At 61.8% G+C, this 21525-nt stretch carries 25 protein-coding genes; 16 read left to right on the forward strand and 9 right to left on the reverse strand.

Annotated features, from left to right (window positions below):
* Window positions 1–128: 128 nt before the first annotated feature.
* Complete coding sequence (locus ACXX9E_RS03650) at window positions 129–1163, reverse strand: type IV pilus twitching motility protein PilT (protein ID WP_007953348.1); 1035 nt, start codon at window positions 1161–1163, stop codon at window positions 129–131.
* 56 nt (window positions 1164–1219) lie between these two features.
* Here ACXX9E_RS03650 and ACXX9E_RS03655 point away from each other — a divergent pair, with 56 nt between their 5' ends.
* The 10 genes from ACXX9E_RS03655 (at window position 1220) to ACXX9E_RS03700 (ending at window position 8344) form a co-directional block, all read left to right on the forward strand.
* A complete protein-coding gene (locus ACXX9E_RS03655; protein WP_123469549.1) occupies window positions 1220–1909 on the forward strand; it encodes a YggS family pyridoxal phosphate-dependent enzyme in 690 nt (229 codons plus the stop codon).
* Between the two features lie 23 nt (window positions 1910–1932).
* Window positions 1933–2751: a pyrroline-5-carboxylate reductase gene (gene proC / locus ACXX9E_RS03660; protein ID WP_186747123.1), complete on the forward strand. Its 819-nt coding sequence runs from the start codon at window positions 1933–1935 to the stop codon at window positions 2749–2751.
* Window positions 2752–2761: 10 nt separating this feature from the next.
* The gene (locus ACXX9E_RS03665; RefSeq protein ID WP_123469553.1) at window positions 2762–3352 is read left to right on the forward strand and encodes a YggT family protein; all 591 of its coding nucleotides are present in this window, start codon (window positions 2762–2764) and stop codon (window positions 3350–3352) included.
* Window positions 3349–3645, forward strand: a complete 297-nt coding sequence (locus ACXX9E_RS03670) for a DUF167 domain-containing protein (protein ID WP_123469555.1) — start codon at window positions 3349–3351, stop codon at window positions 3643–3645. The genes ACXX9E_RS03665 and ACXX9E_RS03670 overlap by 4 nt, the downstream gene beginning before the upstream one ends.
* Window positions 3646–3974: 329 nt before the next feature.
* Entirely contained in the window at window positions 3975–5114 is a 1140-nt protein-coding gene (metX, locus tag ACXX9E_RS03675) for a homoserine O-succinyltransferase MetX (RefSeq protein ID WP_123469557.1), read from the forward strand.
* Window positions 5115–5121: 7 nt separating this feature from the next.
* Entirely contained in the window at window positions 5122–5742 is a 621-nt protein-coding gene (metW, locus tag ACXX9E_RS03680) for a methionine biosynthesis protein MetW (protein WP_123469559.1), read from the forward strand.
* Between the two features lie 26 nt (window positions 5743–5768).
* On the forward strand, window positions 5769–6203 hold the full coding sequence (locus ACXX9E_RS03685) for a DUF4426 domain-containing protein (protein WP_128616409.1): 435 nt from the start codon (window positions 5769–5771) through the stop codon (window positions 6201–6203).
* Window positions 6200–6796: an RdgB/HAM1 family non-canonical purine NTP pyrophosphatase gene (gene rdgB, locus ACXX9E_RS03690; RefSeq protein ID WP_128616408.1), complete on the forward strand. Its 597-nt coding sequence runs from the start codon at window positions 6200–6202 to the stop codon at window positions 6794–6796. Before ACXX9E_RS03685 ends, rdgB begins: the two co-directional genes overlap by 4 nt.
* Complete coding sequence (gene hemW / locus ACXX9E_RS03695) at window positions 6793–7998, forward strand: radical SAM family heme chaperone HemW (RefSeq protein ID WP_458555044.1); 1206 nt, start codon at window positions 6793–6795, stop codon at window positions 7996–7998. Before rdgB ends, hemW begins: the two co-directional genes overlap by 4 nt.
* Before the next feature lie 22 nt (window positions 7999–8020).
* Window positions 8021–8344, forward strand: coding sequence for a DUF3392 domain-containing protein (locus ACXX9E_RS03700; protein WP_095186985.1), 324 nt, complete (start codon window positions 8021–8023; stop codon window positions 8342–8344).
* 131 nt (window positions 8345–8475) lie between these two features.
* On the opposite strand, the gene trmB is transcribed toward ACXX9E_RS03700, so the two are convergent.
* From trmB to ACXX9E_RS03720, 4 genes are all read right to left on the reverse strand, one after another.
* On the reverse strand, window positions 8476–9201 hold the full coding sequence (gene trmB / locus ACXX9E_RS03705; protein ID WP_064589653.1) for a tRNA (guanosine(46)-N7)-methyltransferase TrmB: 726 nt from the start codon (window positions 9199–9201) through the stop codon (window positions 8476–8478).
* A 9-nt stretch (window positions 9202–9210) separates the two neighbouring features.
* Window positions 9211–10005 (reverse strand): thiazole synthase, encoded by a 795-nt coding sequence (locus tag ACXX9E_RS03710; RefSeq protein WP_110644432.1) that lies wholly within the window; start codon window positions 10003–10005, stop codon window positions 9211–9213.
* Between the two features lie 60 nt (window positions 10006–10065).
* Entirely contained in the window at window positions 10066–10266 is a 201-nt protein-coding gene (gene thiS / locus ACXX9E_RS03715) for a sulfur carrier protein ThiS (protein ID WP_027610571.1), read from the reverse strand.
* An 80-nt stretch (window positions 10267–10346) separates the two neighbouring features.
* Window positions 10347–10718: a DUF423 domain-containing protein gene (locus tag ACXX9E_RS03720; RefSeq protein WP_222834117.1), complete on the reverse strand. Its 372-nt coding sequence runs from the start codon at window positions 10716–10718 to the stop codon at window positions 10347–10349.
* A gap of 74 nt (window positions 10719–10792) precedes the next feature.
* Between ACXX9E_RS03720 and mtgA the strand changes: the two genes are divergently transcribed.
* Window positions 10793–11515: a monofunctional biosynthetic peptidoglycan transglycosylase gene (gene mtgA / locus ACXX9E_RS03725; protein WP_123469568.1), complete on the forward strand. Its 723-nt coding sequence runs from the start codon at window positions 10793–10795 to the stop codon at window positions 11513–11515.
* A gap of 181 nt (window positions 11516–11696) precedes the next feature.
* On the opposite strand, the gene rpoH is transcribed toward mtgA, so the two are convergent.
* The 4 genes from rpoH to ftsY all read right to left on the reverse strand — a co-directional run bounded on the left by rpoH (window position 11697) and on the right by ftsY (window position 15837).
* Window positions 11697–12551, reverse strand: a complete 855-nt coding sequence (gene rpoH, locus ACXX9E_RS03730) for an RNA polymerase sigma factor RpoH (protein ID WP_003229146.1) — start codon at window positions 12549–12551, stop codon at window positions 11697–11699.
* Window positions 12552–12665: 114 nt separating this feature from the next.
* Window positions 12666–13691, reverse strand: coding sequence for a permease-like cell division protein FtsX (ftsX, locus tag ACXX9E_RS03735; RefSeq protein WP_123469571.1), 1026 nt, complete (start codon window positions 13689–13691; stop codon window positions 12666–12668).
* Complete coding sequence (ftsE, locus tag ACXX9E_RS03740) at window positions 13688–14359, reverse strand: cell division ATP-binding protein FtsE (protein ID WP_003229148.1); 672 nt, start codon at window positions 14357–14359, stop codon at window positions 13688–13690. Before ftsE ends, ftsX begins: the two co-directional genes overlap by 4 nt.
* On the reverse strand, window positions 14356–15837 hold the full coding sequence (ftsY, locus tag ACXX9E_RS03745) for a signal recognition particle-docking protein FtsY (RefSeq protein WP_458555045.1): 1482 nt from the start codon (window positions 15835–15837) through the stop codon (window positions 14356–14358). Before ftsY ends, ftsE begins: the two co-directional genes overlap by 4 nt.
* Window positions 15838–16181: 344 nt before the next feature.
* Here ftsY and ACXX9E_RS03750 point away from each other — a divergent pair, with 344 nt between their 5' ends.
* The 5 genes from ACXX9E_RS03750 to ACXX9E_RS03770 are packed head-to-tail and all read left to right on the forward strand — an operon-like array spanning window position 16182 to window position 21524.
* On the forward strand, window positions 16182–17537 hold the full coding sequence (locus ACXX9E_RS03750; RefSeq protein ID WP_123469575.1) for a M16 family metallopeptidase: 1356 nt from the start codon (window positions 16182–16184) through the stop codon (window positions 17535–17537).
* Complete coding sequence (locus ACXX9E_RS03755; RefSeq protein ID WP_458555046.1) at window positions 17530–19017, forward strand: M16 family metallopeptidase; 1488 nt, start codon at window positions 17530–17532, stop codon at window positions 19015–19017. Before ACXX9E_RS03750 ends, ACXX9E_RS03755 begins: the two co-directional genes overlap by 8 nt.
* Window positions 19017–19625 (forward strand): 16S rRNA (guanine(966)-N(2))-methyltransferase RsmD, encoded by a 609-nt coding sequence (gene rsmD / locus ACXX9E_RS03760; protein ID WP_123469579.1) that lies wholly within the window; start codon window positions 19017–19019, stop codon window positions 19623–19625. The genes ACXX9E_RS03755 and rsmD overlap by 1 nt, the downstream gene beginning before the upstream one ends.
* Before the next feature lie 52 nt (window positions 19626–19677).
* The gene (locus ACXX9E_RS03765) at window positions 19678–20676 is read left to right on the forward strand and encodes a hydrolase (RefSeq protein WP_222834115.1); all 999 of its coding nucleotides are present in this window, start codon (window positions 19678–19680) and stop codon (window positions 20674–20676) included.
* Window positions 20673–21524: an AraC family transcriptional regulator gene (locus tag ACXX9E_RS03770; RefSeq protein WP_123469583.1), complete on the forward strand. Its 852-nt coding sequence runs from the start codon at window positions 20673–20675 to the stop codon at window positions 21522–21524. The genes ACXX9E_RS03765 and ACXX9E_RS03770 overlap by 4 nt, the downstream gene beginning before the upstream one ends.
* Window position 21525: the final 1 nt, after the last annotated feature.

The following is a 21525-nucleotide window of genomic DNA, read 5'->3' on the forward strand; positions in this document are numbered from 1 at the left end:
CGCCAGCACTGACCTCTTCGCGAGCAAGCTCGCTCCCACAGGTGAAAGCATTCCAATTGAAGGAATGCAATCAATTGTGGGAGCGAGCTTGCTCGCGAAAGGGCCGGTTAGAACACCGAAAATCCCCCTTAGAAATTATCCGGTGTACGCGCCTTCTCCCGCGCATGCTCGCGGCTGATCAAGCCCTTGGTCACCAGATCCTTCAGGCACATGTCGAGTGTCTGCATTCCCAACGAACCACCGGTCTGAATCGCCGAATACATCTGCGCCACCTTGTCCTCGCGGATCAGGTTACGGATCGCCGACGTTCCCAGCATGATCTCGTGCGCCGCCACCCGCCCGCCGCCGATCTTCTTGATCAGCGTCTGTGACACCACTGCCAGCAGCGACTCCGACAGCATCGAACGCACCATCGACTTTTCGTCCCCGGGGAACACGTCCACGACCCGGTCGATGGTTTTCGCCGCCGACGTGGTGTGCAGCGTGCCGAACACCAAATGCCCGGTCTCGGCAGCGGTCAAGGCCAGGCGAATAGTCTCCAGGTCGCGCATCTCGCCGACCAGGATCACATCCGGGTCTTCCCGCAATGCAGAACGTAACGCGGTCGCGAAACTGCGGGTATCACGGTGGACCTCACGCTGATTGATCAGGCATTTGCGCGATTCGTGGACGAACTCGATCGGGTCTTCGATGGTGAGGATGTGATGATGACGGTGGGTATTGAGGTAGTCGATCATCGCCGCCAGCGTGGTCGACTTGCCGGAGCCGGTCGGCCCAGTGACCAGCACCAGCCCGCGCGGGGCGTCGGTGATCTTGCGAAAGACATCGCCCATGGCGAGGTCTTCCATGCTCAGCACTTTCGAGGGAATGGTGCGAAATACCGCGCCGGCGCCACGGTTCTGGTTGAAGGCATTGACCCGAAAGCGCGCCACGCCGGGGACTTCGAACGAGAAATCCGTTTCCAGGTGTTTCTCGAAGTCGACCCGCTGGGTGTCGTTCATGATGTCGTAGATCAGTTCGTGCACCTGCTTGTGATCCAGCGCCGGCAGATTGATTCGCCGCACATCGCCATCGACACGGATCATCGGCGGCAGACCGGCCGACAGGTGCAGGTCGGAAGCGCCTTGTTTGGCGCTGAAGGCCAGCAGTTCAGTGATATCCATAGCGCTCCTCAATTCCAGTAGAATGCCGCGAACCTTCAGACCGCCGGCGCCTCTTGATGTCCACGATAGCAGACAACATTGCCCTCGTTAGTTCACGCATCCACGCCGCGACCGCCGCTGCCGGACGCCCTGAAAACAGCGTGCAGCTCCTGGCCGTGAGCAAGACCAAACCCGCACAGGACCTGCGTGAAGCCCATGCTGCAGGCCTGCGCGATTTCGGCGAGAACTATCTGCAGGAAGCCTTGGGCAAACAGCTCGAACTGGCCGACCTGCCCTTGATCTGGCACTTCATCGGCCCCATTCAATCGAACAAGACTCGCGCCATTGCCGAGCATTTCGACTGGGTGCACTCCGTGGATCGCCTGAAAATTGCCCAACGCCTGTCCGAACAGCGCCCGGCCGAACTGCCGCCGCTGAACATCTGCATTCAGGTCAACGTCAGCGGTGAAGCCAGCAAGTCCGGCTGCACCCCGGCCGACCTGCCAGCGCTGGCCGAGGCCATCAGCGCCCTGCCCCGGCTGAAACTGCGTGGGCTGATGGCGATTCCCGAGCCGACCGAAGATCGCGCCGAACAGGACGCCGCGTTTGCTGCCGTGCAACGTTTGCAGGCCAGCCTGAATCTGCCGCTCGACACACTGTCCATGGGCATGAGCCACGACCTTGAGGCGGCCATCGCCCAAGGCGCCACCTGGGTGCGGATCGGTACGGCCCTGTTCGGTGCCCGCGACTACGCCGCCCACTCTTGAACGCTTCTAGATAAGGACCAAACATGAGCCACACACGTATTGCCTTTATCGGTGCCGGCAACATGGCCGCCAGTTTGATCGGCGGCTTGCGCGCCAAAGGTCTGGAAGCCAGCCACATCCGCGCCAGCGATCCGGGCGAAGAAACCCGTAAACGGGTCAGCGCCGAACACGGTATCGAAACCTTCGCCGACAACGCCCAGGCCATCGACGGCGTCGACGTGATCGTGCTGGCGGTCAAGCCACAGGCGATGAAAGCCGTGTGCGAAGCCATTCGCCCAAGCCTGAAACCGCATCAACTGGTGGTGTCGATCGCCGCCGGCATCACTTGCGCGAGCATGACTGCATGGCTCGGCGAGCAGCCGATCGTGCGCTGCATGCCCAACACTCCGGCACTGCTGCGTCAGGGCGTCAGCGGCCTGTACGCCACCAGCGAAGTGACTGCCGAACAGCGTCAGCAGGCCGAAGCGCTGCTGTCCGCCGTCGGCATCGCGCTGTGGCTGAACGAAGAACAGCAACTCGACGCGGTGACTGCCGTCTCCGGCTCCGGCCCGGCGTATTTCTTCCTGCTGATCGAAGCCATGACCGCCGCCGGCGTCAAACTCGGCCTGCCGCAGGACATCGCTGAACAGCTGACCCTGCAAACCGCCCTCGGCGCCGCGCACATGGCGGTCGCCAGCGATGTCGACGCCGCAGAACTGCGCCGCCGCGTGACCTCGCCAAACGGCACCACAGAGGCCGCAATCAAATCATTCCAGGCCAACGGCTTCGAAGCCCTGGTCGAAACCGCACTCGGCGCCGCCGCGCACCGCTCGGCCGAAATGGCCGAACAACTGGGCAAATAAGGAGCCTTACATGATTGGATTGAACACCGCAGCGGTTTACGTGCTGCAAACCCTCGGCAGCCTGTACTTGCTGATCGTGTTGCTGCGCTTCGTCCTGCAACTGGTGCGGGCGAACTTCTACAACCCGCTGTGCCAGTTCGTGGTCAAGGCCACCCAGCCGCTGCTCAAGCCACTGCGCCGGATCATCCCGAGCGTGTTCGGCCTGGACATGTCGTCGCTGGTGCTGGCGATTCTGGTGCAACTGGCACTGATGGCCCTGACCCTGCTGCTGACCTACGGCACCACCGGTAACCCGCTGCAGCTGTTTATCTGGGCGATCATCGGTGTCACCGCGCTGTTCCTGAAGATTTTCTTCTTCGCCCTGATCATCAGCGTGATCCTGTCGTGGGTCGCCCCGGGCAGCCATAACCCGGGCGCTGAACTGGTGAACCAGATCTGCGAACCGGCCCTGGCGCCGTTCCGCAAGATTCTGCCAAACCTCGGCGGCCTGGACCTGTCGCCGATCTTCGCCTTCCTCGCGCTGAAGCTGATCGACATGCTGGTGATCAACAATCTGGCGGCGATGACGATGATGCCGGAAATCCTGCGCCTGCTGATGTGAGCTGGTTTCGCTGGGACGGGGACGATTTGATCCTCGAATGTCATCTGCAACCGGCAGCCCGCAGCGATGATTTCTGCGGGCTGCACGGGGATCGCTTGAAGATTCGCCTGACTGCACCGCCGGTCGAGGGCAAGGCCAATGCTTACCTGATGGCCTTTCTGGCCAAGGCGTTCGGGGTATCCAAGAGCCAGGTCAGCTTGCTCAGCGGCGAATTGAACCGGCAGAAACGGGTGAAGATCTGTTCGCCGAAGAAGCTGCCGGATTTGCCGGGGCTGGTTGGGCGTCCGTCTTGAGTTCTGCGGCGTCTGCGCCCCTCACCCCAGCCCTCTCCCCTTGGAGAGGGAGCCAATTTGCGTGGTTTTCAAAACCACAGTTCAACTCGATATCCCACGTCGGCGTATCTCGAACATCCCGCCAGTCAGCCCCCTCTCCCTCTGGGGGAGGAACCTGATTTGGCTGGTTTTCAATACCTGGGTTCGACTCGATAACTCAGGTCGGCGTCGCTTGAATGATCACCTCGGTCAGTCCCCTCTCCCCCCGGGAGAGGGTTAGGGTGAGGGCTGCTTGCCGCTAACCCCACCGGTCTTTAGACTTACGCCTCATTTCAACGAGAGCAGGGTCGATGCCAGCTGCCTTTCCCCCCGATTCTGTTGGTCTGGTGACGCCGCAAACGGCGCACTTCAGTGAACCCCTGGCCCTGGCCTGCGGACGTTCGCTGCCCGCCTACGACCTGATCTACGAAACCTACGGCACGCTGAACGCCCAGGCGAGCAACGCCGTGCTGATCTGCCACGCCTTGTCCGGCCATCATCATGCCGCTGGCTATCACAGCCCCGACGACCGCAAGCCCGGTTGGTGGGACAGCTGCATCGGTCCCGGCAAGCCGATCGACACCACCAAATTCTTCGTGGTCAGCCTGAACAATCTGGGTGGTTGCAACGGCTCCACCGGCCCGAGCAGCATCAACCCGGACACCGGCAAGCCGTTCGGTGCCGACTTCCCGGTGCTCACCGTGGAAGACTGGGTGCACAGCCAGGCGCGTCTGGCTGATCTGCTCGGCATCCATCAGTTCGCCGCCGTGATCGGCGGCAGTCTCGGCGGCATGCAGGCCTTGCAGTGGACCATCACCTACCCGGATCGCGTGCGCCACTGCCTGGCGATCGCCTCGGCGCCCAAACTGTCGGCGCAGAACATCGCCTTCAACGAAGTTGCGCGTCAGGCCATCCTCACTGACCCCGAGTTCCACGGCGGTTCATTCCAGGAACAAGGCGTGATCCCCAAGCGCGGGCTGATGCTGGCGCGGATGGTCGGGCACATCACCTACCTGTCCGACGACTCGATGGGCGAGAAATTCGGCCGTGGCCTGAAGAGTGAAAAGCTCAACTACGACTTCCACAGCGTCGAGTTTCAGGTCGAAAGCTACCTGCGCTATCAGGGCGAAGAGTTCTCCGGGCGTTTCGATGCCAACACTTATCTGTTGATGACCAAGGCGCTGGACTACTTCGATCCGGCGGCGAACTTCGACGATAACCTGGCGAAAACCTTCGAGAACGCCACAGCCAAGTTCTGCGTGATGTCGTTCACCACCGACTGGCGCTTCTCCCCGGCCCGCTCGCGGGAGCTGGTGGACGCGCTGATGGCGGCGCGCAAAGACGTCAGCTACCTGGAAATCGACGCGCCACAGGGCCACGACGCCTTCCTGATTCCGATCCCGCGCTATTTGCAGGCGTTCGGTAATTACATGAACCGAATTACGGTGTGAACAAGCCATGAGAGCTGATCTGGAAATCATCCAGGAATGGATCCCCGCCGGCAGCCGCGTGCTCGACCTCGGTTGCGGCGACGGCGAACTGCTGACCTGGCTGCGCGACAATAAGCAAGTCACCGGTTATGGCCTGGAAAACGACCCGGACAACATCGCCGAGTGCGTGGCCAAGGGCATCAACGTCATCGAACAGGACCTGGACAAGGGCCTGGGCAACTTCGCCAGCAACAGCTTCGACATTGTGGTGATGACCCAGGCACTGCAAGCCGTGCATTATCCCGACAGGATCCTCGACGAAATGCTCCGGGTCGGGCGCCAGTGCATCATCACTTTCCCCAACTTCGGTCACTGGCGCTGCCGCTGGTACCTGGCGAGCAAGGGCCGCATGCCGGTGTCGGAGTTCCTGCCGTACACCTGGTACAACACGCCGAACATCCACTTCTGCACCTTCGAAGACTTTGAAGAACTTTGTCGCGAACGTGATGCGAAGGTCATTGATCGGCTTGCCGTGGATCAACAGCACCGCCACGGGTGGGCCAGTAAGCTATGGCCTAATCTGTTAGGTGAGATCGGTATCTACCGCGTCAGCAGCCCGGTGCTTGCAGATCACCGGATCGCGGTCTGAACCACGACATTTCGAGGAGAACGATCATGGGTCGCTTGATTACTGTGCTATTGGCCGCCTGCCTGAGTCTGTCTGCGGTGGCCGCCGATGCCATCAAGGGCGAACGCAAGGAAGTGTTCGGTGACGTCACCGTGCACTACAACACCTTCAACTCGACCTTCCTGACACCCGACATCGCCAAAGCGGCCGAGCTGATCCGCAGCAAGAACCAGGGCGTGATCAATGTCTCGGTGATCAAGGACGGCAAACCGTTGAGCGCCAACGTCACCGGCACGGTCAAAGACCTGACCAGCCAGAGCGTGCCGCTGAATTTCCGCCAGGTCACCGAACAGGGCGCGATCTACTACATCGCCCAGTACCCGGTGGAGCAGCAGGAAACCCGCACCTTTGAAATCAAGGTGCAGAACGGCGACAAGATCCACACCATCAATTTCAACCAAGAGCTTTTCCCCGGCGAATGATGAACCTCAAGCAACTCGTACTGGCCAGCCATAACGCCGGCAAACTCAAGGAACTCCAGGCCATGCTCGGCGAATCGGTGCAACTGCGCTCGATCGGCGAATGGAGCAAGGTCGAGCCGGAAGAAACCGGCCTGTCGTTCGTCGAGAACGCGATCCTCAAGGCGCGCAATGCCGCGCGCATCTCCGGTTTGCCGGCGCTGGCCGATGACTCCGGCCTGGCAGTGGACTTCCTTGGCGGTGCCCCGGGCATCTACTCGGCGCGCTACGCCGACGGCAAGGGCGATGCGGCGAACAATGCCAAGCTGCTCGACGCCCTCAAAGACGTGCCGCAAGCCGAGCGCGGCGCGCAGTTCGTCTGCGTGCTCGCCCTGGTGCGCCACGCTGATGATCCGCTGCCGATCCTTTGCGAAGGCCTGTGGCACGGGCGCATCCTCACCGCCGCCAGCGGCGAGCACGGTTTTGGCTACGACCCGCTGTTCTGGGTGCCGGAACGTGACGTGTCCAGCGCTGAACTGAGCCCGGCCGACAAGAACCAGATCAGCCACCGCGCCCGTGCAATGGATCTGCTGCGCCAGCGTCTGGGCCTGAAATGACCGACAACCCCTCTGCGTCGTCGCTGATCATCGGCGGCGCCGCTTCTTCGCCTCGGGCGCCGCTGCCAACGCTGCCGCCCCTGGCGTTGTACATCCACATCCCGTGGTGTGTGCGCAAATGCCCGTATTGCGATTTCAACTCGCACACCGCCAGCCCGGTGCTGCCAGAAGAGGAATACGTCGACGCGTTGCTGGCCGATCTCGATCAGGACCTGCACGCCGTTTACGGCCGTGAAATCAGCTCGATTTTCTTCGGTGGCGGCACGCCGAGCCTGTTCAGTGCCGAGGCGCTTGGGCGCTTGCTCAAAGGCGTCGAGCAACGCATTCCGTTCGCCCACGACATCGAGATCACCCTGGAAGCCAACCCCGGCACCTTCGAACAAGAGAAGTTCGTCGCGTACCGCAAGCTGGGGATCAATCGCCTGTCGATCGGCATCCAGAGCTTCCAGCAGCAGAAGCTTGAGGCCCTTGGACGCATCCACAACGGCGACGAAGCGGTGCGCGCGGCCGGCATGGCGCGGCAGGCCGGGTTCGATAACTTCAACCTCGACCTGATGCATGGCTTGCCCGATCAGTCGCTGGAAGATGCCTTGAGCGATCTGCGCCAGGCGATCGAACTGAAACCGACGCACATCTCCTGGTATCAGCTGACACTGGAGCCGAACACCGTGTTCTGGAACCAGCCGCCGGTGCTGCCGGAAGACGATACGCTGTGGGATATTCAAGAGGCCGGGCAAGCGCTGCTGGCCGAGCACGGTTACGCGCAATACGAAGTGTCAGCCTATGCCCAGCCCGGTCGCCCGGCGCGGCATAATCTCAATTACTGGAGTTTCGGCGACTTCATCGGCATCGGCGCGGGTGCGCATGGCAAGCTCAGCCACCCGGACGGACGCATCGTTCGCACCTGGAAAACCCGTTTGCCGAAGGACTATCTCAACCCGGCAAAAAGCTTTCAGGCCGGCGAGAAAGCGCTGACCAACGACGAGATGCCGTTCGAGTTTCTGATGAATGCCTTGCGCCTGACCGCCGGCGTCGAGTCGCGCCTGTATCCTGAGCGCACCGGGCTGTCGCTGGAAAGCCTCGCTGAAGGCCGGGCAGCGGCAGAACAAAGCGGCCTGATGCAGGTCGAACCGTCACGTCTGGCGGCTACCGAGCGCGGACAGCTGTTTCTCAACGACTTGCTGCAACAATTTCTGACCTGACTTCAGTCCCAAGGGAAAACGCATGGATTTGATACTCGACCTGCTCGCCACCGTGTCCCGCTGGAGCCGCAGCAACCTCTCGGAAATTGCCCTGGCCCTGGTGGGCTGCCTGCTGGTGCTGTTCGGCGCTGACTTCAAAGGCTGGGTCGAGCAACGCCTGGGCAGTATCGCCGGCGCCCTGCGCGTGCCGCTGATGGCGCTGCTGTGCATGATCGGCAGCGGCGCCGCGCTGATCTACGCCACGCCGTGGGTGATCAAGGGTTTGAGCCAGTTCAACAACTACAGCCTGGCGCCGGTGTTGTTGGTGGTGCTGGTGTTGATTGGCGTCGTCGCTGACCGCCGCTGAATCTAATGCACCAAAAAACACTGTGGGAGCGGGCTTGCCCGCGATGGCGGCATAACAGTCGACAAAAATGTTGAGTGTTATTGCCTCATCGCGGGCAAGCCCGCTCCCACAGGTTCATCTACAGCCTGAGATCAGGACAGTTTCTCGAACTTCAGATCCCACACGCCATGCCCAAGACGTTCGCCACGGCGTTCGAACTTGGTGATCGGGCGTTCGGCCGGGCGCGGTACGCACTTGCCGTCTTCGGCGAGGTTGCGGTAGCCCGGGGCGACGTTCATCACTTCCAGCATGTACTCGGCATACGGTTCCCAGTCGGTGGCCATGTGCAGAATGCCGCCAACCTTCAACTTGCTGCGCACCAGCTCGGCGAACGACGCCTGAACGATACGACGCTTGTGGTGACGGCTCTTGTGCCACGGATCCGGGAAGAACAACATCAGGCGATCAAGGCTGTTGTCGGCGATGCAACGGTTGAGCACTTCGATCGCGTCGCAATCGTAGACCCGCAGGTTGGTCAGGCCCTGGGTCAGCACGCCATTGAGCAGCGCGCCAACACCCGGACGGTGCACTTCAACACCGATGAAGTCCTGATCCGGCGCGGCCGCGGCCATTTCCAGCAGCGAGTGGCCCATGCCGAAACCGATCTCCAGCGAGCGCGGCGCCGAGCGGCCGAACACCTGGTCGTAATCCACCGGCGCGTCGGCCAGCGGCAGCACGTACAGCGGCGCGCCCTGGTCCAGACCGCGCTGCTGGCCTTCGGTCATGCGCCCGGCGCGCATCACGAAACTCTTGATGCGGCGGTGTTGGCGCTCGTCGCCTTCTTCCGTCTGGATAGGCGTGTCGTTCGATTCAGTCATCAATGGCTCTTACTTGATCAGACCATCCAGCGGCGAAGAGGCGCTGGCATAGAGTTTTTTCGGCATGCGGCCGGCGAGGTACGCCAGACGGCCGGCAACGATGGCGTGCTGCATGGCTTGAGCCATCATCACCGGTTGTTGGGCGTGAGCGATGGCCGAGTTCATCAGCACGGCGTCACAACCCAGCTCCATGGCGATGGTGGCGTCGGAAGCGGTACCGACACCGGCATCCACCAGCACCGGGATCTTGGCTTCTTCGAGGATGATCTGCAGGTTGTACGGGTTGCAGATCCCCAGACCGGAACCGATCAGACCGGCCAGCGGCATCACCGCGATGCAGCCGATTTCCGCCAGTTGGCGAGCGATGATCGGGTCATCACTGGTGTAAACCATCACGTCGAAGCCTTCCTTGACCAGCGTTTCTGCGGCCTTGAGGGTTTCGATCACGTTGGGGAACAGGGTTTTCTGATCGGCCAGCACTTCCAGCTTCACCAGGTTGTGGCCATCGAGCAGCTCACGGGCCAGGCGGCAGGTGCGCACGGCTTCGATGGCGTCGTAGCAACCGGCAGTATTCGGCAGGAAGGTGTAGCGCTCCGGCGACAGCACTTCGAGCAGGTTCGGCTCGCCTTCGATCTGGCCCAGGTTGGTGCGGCGCACAGCGAAGGTCACGATCTCGGCACCCGAGGCTTCGATGGCCTGGCGGGTTTCTTCCATGTCACGGTACTTGCCGGTGCCGACCAGCAAACGCGACTGGTAAGTACGACCGGCCAGGACGAAAGGCTTGTCGCTACGAACGATGCTCATGGGGAATCCTCTTTAGGGGTGAGGGTCTTGCAGAATTCTGTGCCCTTGCGAACCGGGCAACTAGCCGCCGCCGATGGCGTGCACCACTTCGACGTTATCGCCGTCGTTGAGAACGGTGTCGGCATGCTGGCTGCGCGGGACGATATCCAGATTGAGTTCGACTGCCACCCGGCGACCGGTCAGGTCCATACGGGCGATCAGGGCCGCAACGGTTTCACCGTCGGGCAGTTCAAGGGATTCGCCGTTCAACTGAATGCGCATGCGCTAGGCCGCCATCATTTTTAGGGGGTGGCATTCTAGCCCGATCATGACCTAAAGGTCAGCACCAAGCGTCAAGCGGTTTACTGCAGGCGCCAGGCGGCAAGTCCAAGGCACAACCAGCCGACCAGAAACGCCAGGCCACCGAACGGCGTGATGATGCCGAGCTTGCTGATGCCGGTGGTGGTCAACACATACAGGCTGCCGGAGAACAACAGGATGCCGACAGTGAAAGAAACCCCGGCCCACGTCACCAGTCGGCCTGGTATCTGCGTCGCCAGCAGCGCTACACCAAACAATGCCAGAGCATGCACCAGTTGATAGGTGACGCCTGTGTGAAAAATCGCCAGATACTCAGGCGTCAGGCGGGCTTTAAGGCCATGGGCAGCAAAGGCCCCCAGGGCGACACCCGTGAAACCGAAAAAAGCGGCCAGCATCAGAAAGCCACGCAGCATTGGGAACTCCAGTCAGACTCGATCGGCAGGGTCTGTATAATGGCCCGCTCCACGGGTTCGGCCAAGCCATCTCTATGCTGCGTACAATTTTCCGTCGCCTCACGAAGGCGCTGCTCTGGTTCGCGGGTGGCAGCGTCGTGCTGGTCCTGCTGTTCCGCTTCGTGCCGCCGCCCGGCACGGCGCTGATGGTCGAGCGCAAAGTCGAATCCTGGGTCGACGGCGAACCGATCGACCTGCAACGCACGTGGAAACCGTGGGACGAGATCTCCGACGACCTCAAAGTCGCGGTCATGGCCGGTGAAGATCAGAAGTTTCCGGAGCATTGGGGCTTTGATTTCAGTGCGATCCAGGCCGCATTGGCGCATAACGAGCTGGGTGGTTCGATTCGCGGCGCCAGCACCTTGAGCCAGCAAGTGTCGAAGAACCTGTTTCTGTGGTCGGGTCGCAGCTATTTGCGCAAAGGCCTGGAAGCCTGGTTTACCGCGCTGATCGAGGTGTTCTGGCCCAAGCAACGGATTCTTGAGGTGTACCTCAACAGCGTCGAGTGGGACGACGGGGTGTTTGGCGCTGAGGCTGCGGCCCGCCATCACTTTGGCGTAAGCGCAAAGTCGCTGACACGACAGCAGGCGAGTTATCTGGCGGCCGTTCTGCCCAACCCCCGCGTCTGGAGCGCAAGCCATCCGACGGCTTATGTGTCACGCCGGGCCGGGTGGATTCGGCAGCAGATGAGTCAATTGGGCGGAACCAGTTATCTGCTGGGGCTCGATGATTCGCGCCGGGCGCCTTGGTCTGAATAACGCTGAAGATCCCCTGTGGGAGCGAGCTTGCTCGCGAATGCGGTGGATCATTCAGCAGTGGCGGTGACTGACACTCCGCTTTCGCGAGCAGCCTCGCTCCCACATGGGTTTTGTGTGAAGCCTGAAATGAAAACGCCCCGATCATCGCTGATCGGGGCGTTTTTTGTTGCCTGAGCGCCGGTTATGCGGCGATCGACAACTTGAGCTTGTTCATCGCGCTCTTCTCGAGCTGACGGATCCGCTCGGCCGACACGTTGTACTTCTGCGCCAGGTCGTGCAGCGTGGCTTTCTCTTCTGCCAGCCAGCGCTGGTAGAGGATGTCGCGGCTACGTTCGTCCAGCACTTCCAGCGCTTCGTGCAGGTTGTGATTGGAATTGTCGCTCCAGTCGGCATCTTCCAGTTGACGCGCCGGGTCGTACCGGTGGTCTTCCAGGTAGTTGGCCGGCGACTGGAAAGCACTGTCGTCGTCCGCTTCGGCGGCCGGGTCGAAGGCCATGTCATGGCCGGTCAGGCGACTTTCCATCTCGCGCACTTCCCGCGGCTCGACGCCGAGGCTTTCCGCCACACGGTGGACTTCCTCGTTGTTCAGCCACGCCAGGCGTTTCTTCTGGCTGCGCAGGTTGAAGAACAGCTTGCGCTGGGCCTTGGTGGTCGCGACTTTCACAATGCGCCAGTTGCGCAGAATGAATTCGTGAATTTCCGCCTTGATCCAGTGCACGGCGAACGACACCAGACGCACGCCCATTTCCGGGTTGAAGCGCTTCACGGCCTTCATCAGGCCGACGTTACCTTCCTGGATCAGGTCAGCCTGAGCCAGGCCGTAGCCGGAATAGCTACGGGCAATGTGTACGACAAATCGCAGGTGGGCGAGCACCATCTGCCGAGCCGCCCCCAAATCCTGCTCGTAATAGAGACTCTCGGCCAGTTCACGCTCCTGCTCCGGCGTCAGCAATGGAATGCTGTTGACGGTGTGTACATAGGCTTCCAGGTTCGCACCCGGAACCAGCGCATACGCAGGTTGCAAAGAATTGGTCATGCGAAAAAACCTCCGACTTACATACTCGTGCCTTTCAGCACTGCGAAAAATTGACCGGGAACTCAGGTACAAGTTCCCAAAAAACCACAAGGCCAATCACGCGCAAAAAAGATTCTACTTCGGCGCCAGCTCCCTGAGATGACGCGCGACTGCAATCCATGCACCGATATAACCCAACAGCACCGCGCCAAGCAAGAGCGACAGGCCGTCGGCAACTGGCACTCCGGCCAGCGCGAAATCACTGCCGTACAAGCCGGCCAGCCCAACCACCGCATCGTTCAGCCAGTTCAGGCCAAACGCCAATACGCCCCAGGACAACAGCCCGGCACCGAAACCATACAACGCACCCATATAAAGGAAGGGACGTCGCACATAGCTGTCAGTGCCGCCGACGAGTTTAATCACTTCGATCTCGATTCGGCGGTTTTCAATATGAAGACGAATGGTATTGCCTATCACCAAAAGTAATGCAGAAACCAGCAGCACCGTCAGACCGAAGACAAACCGGTCGCCGAGCTTGAGGATCGCGGCCAGACGCTCGACCCAGACTAGATCAAGTTGCGCCTGTTGTACCTTGGGCAACTCGGAAAGTTTTTGTCTTAATGCTTCCAGGGTCGGCTTGTCGACCTCGTTCGGCGTCACCAGCACCACGCCGGGCAGCGGGTTCTCCGGCAGTTCGCGCAGGGCTTCGCCAAGGCCGGACTGTTGCTGAAACTCTTCCAGCGCCTGATCACGACCGACATATTCAGCATCCGCCACGCCAGGCATGCCTTTGATCTGTTCGCGCAACGACTCGCCCTGCTCCGGGCTGGCATCGAGTTGCAGGTACAGCGAAATCTGCGCCGCCCGCTGCCACGAGCCGCCCAGACGCTCGACGTTGTTGAGCAACAGCGACAGGCCCATCGGCAGACTCAGCGCCACGGCCATCACCATGCAGGTGAAGAAGCTGCCGATCGGCTGCTTGCCAAGACGCCGCAGGCTGTCGAGCAGGCTGGCGCGATGGCTTTCCACCCAGGCGCGAAACAGCGTGGCAAAGTCGGGACCGTCGTCTTCGTCGTGTTTTTTCTTCTTCGGTGGCTGCGGATCGGCGGCCTTCGGGGCCACACGTTCGGAAACCTTCGGACTGCGTGTCGCACTCATACGCCGGCCTCCCCGTCGCCGATCAAGCGGCCGCGTTGCAGGGTCAGCATGCGGTGCCGCATGCGCGCAATCAGGGCCAGGTCGTGACTGGCGATCAGCACGCTGGTGCCCAGCCGGTTGATGTCTTCGAACACGCCCATGATCTCGGCTGCCAGACGCGGGTCGAGGTTACCGGTCGGTTCGTCCGCCAGCAGCAGGGCCGGACGATGAACGATGGCCCGGGCAATGCCGACGCGCTGTTGCTGACCGGTGGACAGGTCGCCCGGGTACAGATCGGTTTTATCCGACAGCGCCACGCGCTCCAGCGCCGAATCGACACGCTTGGCGATTTCGGCCTTGGACAGCCCGAGAATCTGCAACGGCAACGCGACGTTGTTGAACACCGTGCGATCGAACAGCAACTGGTGATTCTGAAACACCACGCCGATCTGCCGGCGCAGGAACGGAATCTGCGCGTTGCTGATGGTGCTCAGATCCTGCCCGGCCAGCAGCAGCTTGCCACTGGTCGGACGCTCCATCGCCAGCAACAGGCGCAGCAAGGTCGATTTACCGGCACCGGAGTGACCGGTCACAAACAAGAATTCGCCACGACGGACTCGAAAGCTCAGCTCATGCAAGCCGACGTGACCGTTCGGGTAGCGCTTACCGACCTGTTCGAAACGAATCATGAACGCTCCCGCTCGGCAAACAGTGCCTGGACAAAGGGTTCGGCTTCAAAGGTGCGCAAATCGTCGATGCCTTCACCGACGCCGATGTAGCGGATCGGCAGGCCAAACTGCTTGGCCAGGGCAAAAATCACCCCGCCCTTGGCGGTGCCGTCGAGCTTGGTCAGCGCCAGGCCGGTCAGTTCGACGGTCTGGTTGAATTGCTTGGCCTGGTTGATGGCGTTCTGGCCAGTACCGGCATCGAGCACCAGCAGCACTTCGTGCGGCGCGTCGGCGTCGAGCTTGCCGATCACCCGGCGAACCTTTTTCAATTCTTCCATCAGGTTGTCTTTGGTATGCAGACGACCGGCGGTGTCGGCGATCAGCACGTCGATGCCACGGGCCTTGGCGGCCTGCACGGCATCGAAGATCACCGAAGCCGAGTCGGCGCCGGTGTGCTGGGCGATGACCGGGATCTTGTTGCGTTCGCCCCAGACCTGCAGTTGCTCAACGGCCGCGGCGCGGAAGGTGTCACCGGCGGCGAGCATGACTTTTTTGCCTTCCAGTTGCAGCTTCTTCGCCAGTTTGCCGATGGTGGTGGTCTTGCCGGCGCCGTTGACGCCGACCACCAGAATCACGAATGGCTTGTTCTGCGAGACGATCTTCAGCGGTTGTTCGACCGGTTTGAGCATCGCCGCCAGCTCGGCCTGCAGGGATTTGTACAACGCGTCGGCGTCGGCCAATTCTTTGCGGGCGACCTTCTGGGTCAGGCGCTGGATGATTTGCGTGGTGGCTTCGACGCCCACGTCGGCGGTCAGCAGACGGGTTTCTAGGTCGTCGAGCAGGTCGTCGTCGATGGTCTTGCGACCGAGAAACAGGCTGGCCATGCCTTCGCCGATGCTGGCGCTGGTCTTGGACAGGCCCTGCTTGAGGCGGGCGAAGAAGCCGGCCTTGGTTTCTTCGGTGCGTGGTGCTTCGACCGGCGTTTCAACCGGCACACTGGCGACAGGCGCAGGTGCAGGTGCAGGTTGTTGAACAACCGGGGCAACGACCGCAGGCGCAACAGGTTCAGCAACCACCGCCGGCGCAGGCTCGGCAACGGGCTCAAGCACCGGCGCCGGTGCAGCTTCAGGAACAAACGCAGCAGGCGCAGGAATCGGCGGCGTCACGTGCGGCGCAGCTTCTTCAACCAGCGCCACCGGCTCTTCCGCCACCGGCAAGGTCAGCCACGGCTCGGCGGCCGGCGTCAGCGACACCCCGCCTGCCACAGGCACTTCCGGTTCTGGCTCTGGCTCAACCGGTTGCAACACCGGCTCGGCGATCGGCAGAACGATCGGAGCTTGCTCTTCTTCTACGATGGGTGCCGGCGCGGGGGCTGGTTCAGGAATCGCAGGCGGCTGTTCGACAACGGGTTCCTGCGGTTTCTTACGCAGCCATCCGAACAGGCTTTTCTTCTCGCCAGCCGCAGCTGGGGTCTTCTTGTCGTCGTTGGAACCAAACATGGAGGACGGCTATCTCACGGTAGCGACGCGCCATAAGGGCGCCCCGGCAAATAAATATTCGATGCAGAACAGACTGTGTTTCATCCAGCTTGTTCACGCGCAACATGTTGTCGAGGCGCCAGCGGCACCCCAAAGAATCGTATAAACGAAGGACTCAACCGGCAAAATCGGCGAAAAAGCGAAGTCTAGTCGATAAACCGCAGCTTTCTGCCGCCAACCTATACAGCCGTATCAAGCCTGAAAACCTGATAGGCGTGGTCGCCGGTAAAACGGATCAGTATCCTAGCACCTCCTCGCCCGCCTAGGCTAAGACCAAGCGGGCAGCCCAACAGGTTAAAAAACGAATGAATGCTCTAGCCCGCCGCGCTGCTGGCCTGCTGCTCAGCACAGTCTGCCTGCCCCTTTCGGCCCTGGCGGCCGACCCGCAACCAACCCATGAATTCACCCTCGACAATGGCCTCAAGGTCGTCGTGCGCGAAGACCATCGCGCGCCAGTGGTGGTGTCGCAAGTCTGGTACAAGGTCGGTTCCAGCTACGAAACCCCGGGGCAGACCGGTCTGTCCCACGCGCTTGAGCACATGATGTTCAAGGGCAGCGAAAAGGTCGGCCCCGGCGAAGCCTCGCTGATCCTGCGCGACCTCGGCGCCGAAGAGAACGCCTTCACCAGCGACGACTTCACCGCTTATTACCAGGTGCTGGCCCGCGACCGTCTGGGCGTGGCCTTTGAGCTGGAAGCCGACCGCATGGCCAATTTGCGCCTGCCGGCTGACGAGTTCGCCAAGGAAATCGAAGTCATCAAGGAAGAGCGCCGCCTGCGCACCGATGACAAGCCGATGTCCAAGGCCTACGAACGCTACAAAGCAATGGCTTACCCGGCAAGCGGCTACCACACGCCGACCATCGGCTGGATGGCCGACCTCGACCGGATGAAGGTCGAGGAGCTGCGCCACTGGTACCAATCCTGGTATGTGCCGAACAATGCCACGCTGGTGGTGGTCGGCGACGTCACTCCGGACGAAGTCAAAACCCTCGCCCAGCGCTATTTCGGCCCGATTGCCAGACGCGACGTGCCACCGGCGAAAAAGCCGCTGGAACTGGCCGAACCCGGCGAACGCCAGATCACCCTGCACGTGCAGACGCAATTGCCCAGCCTGATGCTCGGTTTCAACGTGCCAAGCATTGCCACAGCCGAAGATAAACGCTCGGTCAACGCTCTGCGCCTGATCTCGGCGCTGCTTGACGGCGGTTACAGCGGACGCATCCCGACGCAACTGGAGCGCGGCGAAGAGTTGGTGTCCGGCGGCTCGTCGAGCTACGACGCCTACACCCGTGGCGACAGCCTGTTCACTCTGTCGGCGACGCCGAACACCCAGAAGAAAAAGACCATGGCGCAAGCCGAGGCCGGTCTGTGGAAACTGCTGGAACAGTTGAAGACCACCGCGCCGTCCGCCGAAGAACTGGAGCGCGTGCGTGCGCAGGTCATTGCCGGCCTGGTCTTCGAACGTGATTCGATCACCAGCCAGGCCACCGCCATCGGTCAGCTTGAAACGGTCGGTCTGTCGTGGAAACTGATGGACACCGAACTGGCCGACCTGGAAAGCGTGACCCCGCAAGACATCCAGAACGCCGCCAAGCTGTATTTCACCCGCGAACGTCTCAGCGTCGCCCACGTCCTGCCACTGGAGACGACTCATGAGTAAGCGCAAATCCCCACGCCTGCTGCTTGGCCTGATCGCCGTGGCAGTCATCGGCTCCGCCGCGTTTTATCTGGTACCCGACACCGGGACCCATGCCAGCGAAGCACTGGACAACGCCAAGTCGAGCCAGAAACTGCAATCGCTGACTGAACTCGACGGCAAGGCCCCGGCCAGCCGCAAACTCGACGTACAGACCTGGCACACCGCCGAAGGCGCCAAGGTGCTGTTCGTCGAGGCCCATGAGCTGCCGATGTTCGACATGCGCCTGATCTTTGCTGCCGGCAGCAGTCAGGACGGCAACGTGCCGGGGCTGGCGGTGCTGACCAACGCGATGCTCAATGAGGGTGTCGCCGGCAAAGACGTCGGTGCAATTGCCCAGGGCTTCGAAGGTCTGGGAGCGGATTTCGGCAACGGTGCCTTCAAGGACATGGCGCTGGCTTCGCTGCGTAGCCTGAGCGCCGCCGATAAGCGCGAACCGGCACTCAAGCTGTTCGCCGACGTAGTCGGCAAGCCGACCTTCCCGGCAGACTCGTTTGCGCGGATCAAGAACCAATTGCTCGCCGGTTTCGAATACCAGAAACAGAACCCCGGCAAACTTGCCACCCTCGAACTGATGAAGCGCCTGTACGGCGACCACCCGTACGCGCACGCGAGTGACGGCAACGCGCAAAGCATACCGAAGATCACCCTGGCACAACTGCGTGAGTTCCACGCCAAAGCCTACGCGGCCGGCAATGTGGTGATCGCGCTGGTCGGTGACCTGTCCCGCACCGACGCCGAGGCCATCGCCAATCAAGTGTCCTCTGCCCTGCCGAAAGGCCCGGCCCTGGCGAAGATCGCGCCGCCGCAAGAACCGAAGGCCAGCACCGGCCACATCGAGTTCCCGTCCAAGCAGACCAACCTGATGCTCGCGCAACTGGGCATCGACCGCGATGACCCGGATTACGCGGCACTGTCGATGGGCAACCAGATCCTCGGTGGCGGTGGTTTCGGCACGCGCCTGATGAGCGAAGTGCGCGAGAAACGCGGCCTGACTTACGGCGTGTATTCGGCGTTCAGCCCGATGCAGGCCCGTGGCCCGTTCATGATCAACCTGCAGACCCGCGCGGAAATGAGCGAAGGCACCCTGAAACTGGTGCAGGACGTACTCGCCGATTACCTGAAAACCGGCCCGACGCAGAAAGAACTCGACGACGCCAAACGCGAACTGGCCGGCAGCTTCCCGTTGTCCACCGCGAGCAACGCCGACATCGTCGGCCAACTCGGCGCCATGGGCTTCTATAATCTGCCGTTGAGTTATCTGGACGACTTCATGAAACAGTCCCAGAGCCTGACTGTGGAACAGGTGCGCGACGCCCTGAACAAACACCTGAGCACGGACAAAATGGTCATCGTCAGCGCTGGCCCGACCGTGCCGCAAAAGCCGTTACCGGCCCCATCTGATAAACCTGCCGAGCAACCGCTCGGGGTTCCGGAGCATTAATGGCAACTCGTACACCGAAAAAACCTGCGCAAAACGTGCACAACGGCGTGAACCAACTGCGCATCATCGGCGGCGAATGGCGCAGCCGAAAACTGAGCTTCCCCGACGCGCCGGGCCTGCGCCCGACGCCGGATCGCGTGCGTGAAACCCTGTTCAACTGGCTCGCGCCGTATGTGGCCGGGGCCAAGGTGCTGGATCCGTTCGCCGGCAGCGGCGCACTGTTTCTCGAAGCACTGTCCCGTGGCGCGGCCATGGGCCAGGCACTGGATGCCAGCCATGTCGCGGTATCCAGCCTGAAAGAACACCTCGGCACCCTGCGCTGCACCAACGGCCAGGTGCAGACCGCCGACGCCTTGCGCTACCTGGAAACCCAGGTCGCCACGCCGTTCGACCTGGTGTTCCTCGATCCGCCGTTCAACCAGAACCTGTTGCCGGCCGTTTGCACATTGCTGGAAGAGCGCGAGTGGCTGGCGCCCGATTCGTGGATCTACACTGAAAGCGAAACCGCGCCGTCGACCCTGGGCCTGCCGGGCAACTGGCGCCTGCACCGCGAGCAGAAATCCGGGCGGGTCTATTACGCGTTGTGGCAACGCATGGCAGTTAACTGAAAGTATTGAAGAACCCTGTGGCGCGGGAGCTGGCTCCCTCGCCACAAAAGGTGTGTGCCCTCTGGAAACTGAACGCTTCACCCCGGCCTTCGGCCTCGGCAATCCGCACCTGCAAACCTTGTGGGGGCCGCTGTGGCGCAAAACCGTGCATATCGAACGCGAGCGCGAACGCTTATGGCTTGAGGACGGCGACTTTCTCGACCTCGACTGGCATGGCCCGCACAGTGCCGAGGCACCCTTGGTGCTGGTGCTGCATGGACTGACCGGCTCCTCCAATTCACCTTACGTCGCAGGCATTCAGAAGGCGTTGGCCGGTCAAGGCTGGGCCAGTGTCGCGCTGAACTGGCGCGGCTGCTCGGGCGAACCGAACCTGCTGCCGCGCAGTTACCACTCCGGCGCCAGCGAAGACCTTGCCGAAGCCATCAGACACCTGCGCGCCAAACGGCCGCTGGCGCCGCTGTATGCAGTCGGTTATTCACTCGGCGGCAACGTGCTGCTCAAGCATCTGGGAGAAACCGGCAGCGACAGCGGCGTACTCGGTGCGGTCGCCGTGTCGGTGCCGTTTCGTCTCGATCAATGCGCCGACCGCATCGGCCAGGGCTTTTCCAGGGTCTATCAGGCGCACTTCATGCGCGAGATGGTCGCCTACATCAAGAACAAGCAACGGCAATTCCAGCATGACGGACGCGAGGATGGCCTCGCCGCGCTGGCCGCCCTCGGCTCGCTGGAAAACATGCGTACCTTCTGGGATTTCGATGGCCGGGTGACCGCGCCACTGCACGGTTTTACCGACGCCGAGGATTACTATCGCCGCGCCTCGAGCCGCTATTTCCTCGGTGAAGTACGCACGCCGACCCTGATCATTCAGGCCGCCGACGATCCGTTTGTCTTCCCCCACAGCCTGCCTTCGGCGCAGGAGCTGTCCGCCACCACGCAATTCGAACTGCAGGCCAAGGGCGGGCATGTCGGCTTTGTCGATGGCACGTTCCGTCAGCCCGGTTACTACCTGGAACGGCGTATCCCGCAATGGCTGGCCCGTGTGACGCCATGAACGAGACGGGCGAGTCGATCCGTTTCTGGCAAACCGCGCCATTGGCCGGGGTCGAACTGTTATCGGCGCGCTACATCGACCATCGCTTCGCCCCCCACGTCCACGACGGCTACGTGATCGGCATGATCATGGCCGGCGCCCAGCGCTACCGGTATCGCGGTGCCGAACACCTGGCCGGCAGCGGCACGCTGGTGCTGATCAACCCGGATGAGTTGCACACCGGTCACAAAGGCACCGAGGACGGCTGGCTGTACCGGGCGTTTTATCCCGATACCGGGCAGATCGTTTCGTTGCTCGAAGAGCTGGAACTGCCGACCGCACCGATGCCGGCCTTCGGCGCGACGCTGTACCGCGATCCGGATCTGGTCAACGGTTTCTGCCAGTTGCACCGTTTGCTGGAAAGCCCCGCCACCGCCCTGCAACAGCAGACGGTGTGGCGCGAGATGATGCTGCTGCTGTTGCAGCGCCACGCGGCGGTGCAGATCAGCGGCAAACCGGGCAAGGAACATCGCGCGGTGGTGCTGGCCAAGGAGCTGCTGCATGCGCAACTGGCCGCGCCGCCATCGCTGGAGGAACTGGCTGCGGCGGTCAATCTGTCGCCGTTCCATTTTGCCCGGGTGTTCCGCCGCGCCACGGGCATGCCGCCGCACACCTGGCTAATGCAACAGCGCATCGCCACAGCGCGCGGCCTGTTGCAGAGCGGCTGTCTGCCGGTGGAAGTTGCCATGCAACTGGGGTTTGCCGATCAGAGCCATCTGAGTCGGCAGTTCAAGCAGGTGTACGGCGTGGGGCCAGCGGCGTATCGCAGTGCCAGACAAAGACCATCAAACACCGAACAACCGCTGTAGG

The sequence above is a fragment of the Pseudomonas sp. GNP014 genome, assembly GCF_054344005.1.

What these genes read in the sequence shown, in the direction of transcription:
- metW (WP_123469559.1), top strand. Translation starts at nt 5,122, where the DNA reads ATGAGAGCTGATCTGGAAATCATCCAGGAATGGATCCCCGCCGGCAGC.
- metX (WP_123469557.1), top strand. Translation starts at nt 3,975, where the DNA reads ATGCCAGCTGCCTTTCCCCCCGATTCTGTTGGTCTGGTGACGCCGCAA.
- rsmD (WP_123469579.1), top strand. Translation starts at nt 19,017, where the DNA reads ATGGCAACTCGTACACCGAAAAAACCTGCGCAAAACGTGCACAACGGC.
- ACXX9E_RS03655 (WP_123469549.1), top strand. Translation starts at nt 1,220, where the DNA reads ATGTCCACGATAGCAGACAACATTGCCCTCGTTAGTTCACGCATCCAC.
- trmB (WP_064589653.1), bottom strand. Translation starts at nt 9,201, where the DNA reads ATGACTGAATCGAACGACACGCCTATCCAGACGGAAGAAGGCGACGAG.
- ftsE (WP_003229148.1), bottom strand. Translation starts at nt 14,359, where the DNA reads ATGATTCGTTTCGAACAGGTCGGTAAGCGCTACCCGAACGGTCACGTC.
- proC (WP_186747123.1), top strand. Translation starts at nt 1,933, where the DNA reads ATGAGCCACACACGTATTGCCTTTATCGGTGCCGGCAACATGGCCGCC.
- ACXX9E_RS03665 (WP_123469553.1), top strand. Translation starts at nt 2,762, where the DNA reads ATGATTGGATTGAACACCGCAGCGGTTTACGTGCTGCAAACCCTCGGC.
- rdgB (WP_128616408.1), top strand. Translation starts at nt 6,200, where the DNA reads ATGATGAACCTCAAGCAACTCGTACTGGCCAGCCATAACGCCGGCAAA.
- ACXX9E_RS03720 (WP_222834117.1), bottom strand. Translation starts at nt 10,718, where the DNA reads ATGCTGCGTGGCTTTCTGATGCTGGCCGCTTTTTTCGGTTTCACGGGT.
- hemW (WP_458555044.1), top strand. Translation starts at nt 6,793, where the DNA reads ATGACCGACAACCCCTCTGCGTCGTCGCTGATCATCGGCGGCGCCGCT.
- ftsY (WP_458555045.1), bottom strand. Translation starts at nt 15,837, where the DNA reads ATGTTTGGTTCCAACGACGACAAGAAGACCCCAGCTGCGGCTGGCGAG.
- ACXX9E_RS03700 (WP_095186985.1), top strand. Translation starts at nt 8,021, where the DNA reads ATGGATTTGATACTCGACCTGCTCGCCACCGTGTCCCGCTGGAGCCGC.
- mtgA (WP_123469568.1), top strand. Translation starts at nt 10,793, where the DNA reads ATGCTGCGTACAATTTTCCGTCGCCTCACGAAGGCGCTGCTCTGGTTC.
- ACXX9E_RS03755 (WP_458555046.1), top strand. Translation starts at nt 17,530, where the DNA reads ATGAGTAAGCGCAAATCCCCACGCCTGCTGCTTGGCCTGATCGCCGTG.
- ACXX9E_RS03650 (WP_007953348.1), bottom strand. Translation starts at nt 1,163, where the DNA reads ATGGATATCACTGAACTGCTGGCCTTCAGCGCCAAACAAGGCGCTTCC.
- ACXX9E_RS03710 (WP_110644432.1), bottom strand. Translation starts at nt 10,005, where the DNA reads ATGAGCATCGTTCGTAGCGACAAGCCTTTCGTCCTGGCCGGTCGTACT.
- ACXX9E_RS03750 (WP_123469575.1), top strand. Translation starts at nt 16,182, where the DNA reads ATGAATGCTCTAGCCCGCCGCGCTGCTGGCCTGCTGCTCAGCACAGTC.
- ftsX (WP_123469571.1), bottom strand. Translation starts at nt 13,691, where the DNA reads ATGAGTGCGACACGCAGTCCGAAGGTTTCCGAACGTGTGGCCCCGAAG.
- ACXX9E_RS03685 (WP_128616409.1), top strand. Translation starts at nt 5,769, where the DNA reads ATGGGTCGCTTGATTACTGTGCTATTGGCCGCCTGCCTGAGTCTGTCT.
- ACXX9E_RS03770 (WP_123469583.1), top strand. Translation starts at nt 20,673, where the DNA reads ATGAACGAGACGGGCGAGTCGATCCGTTTCTGGCAAACCGCGCCATTG.
- thiS (WP_027610571.1), bottom strand. Translation starts at nt 10,266, where the DNA reads ATGCGCATTCAGTTGAACGGCGAATCCCTTGAACTGCCCGACGGTGAA.
- rpoH (WP_003229146.1), bottom strand. Translation starts at nt 12,551, where the DNA reads ATGACCAATTCTTTGCAACCTGCGTATGCGCTGGTTCCGGGTGCGAAC.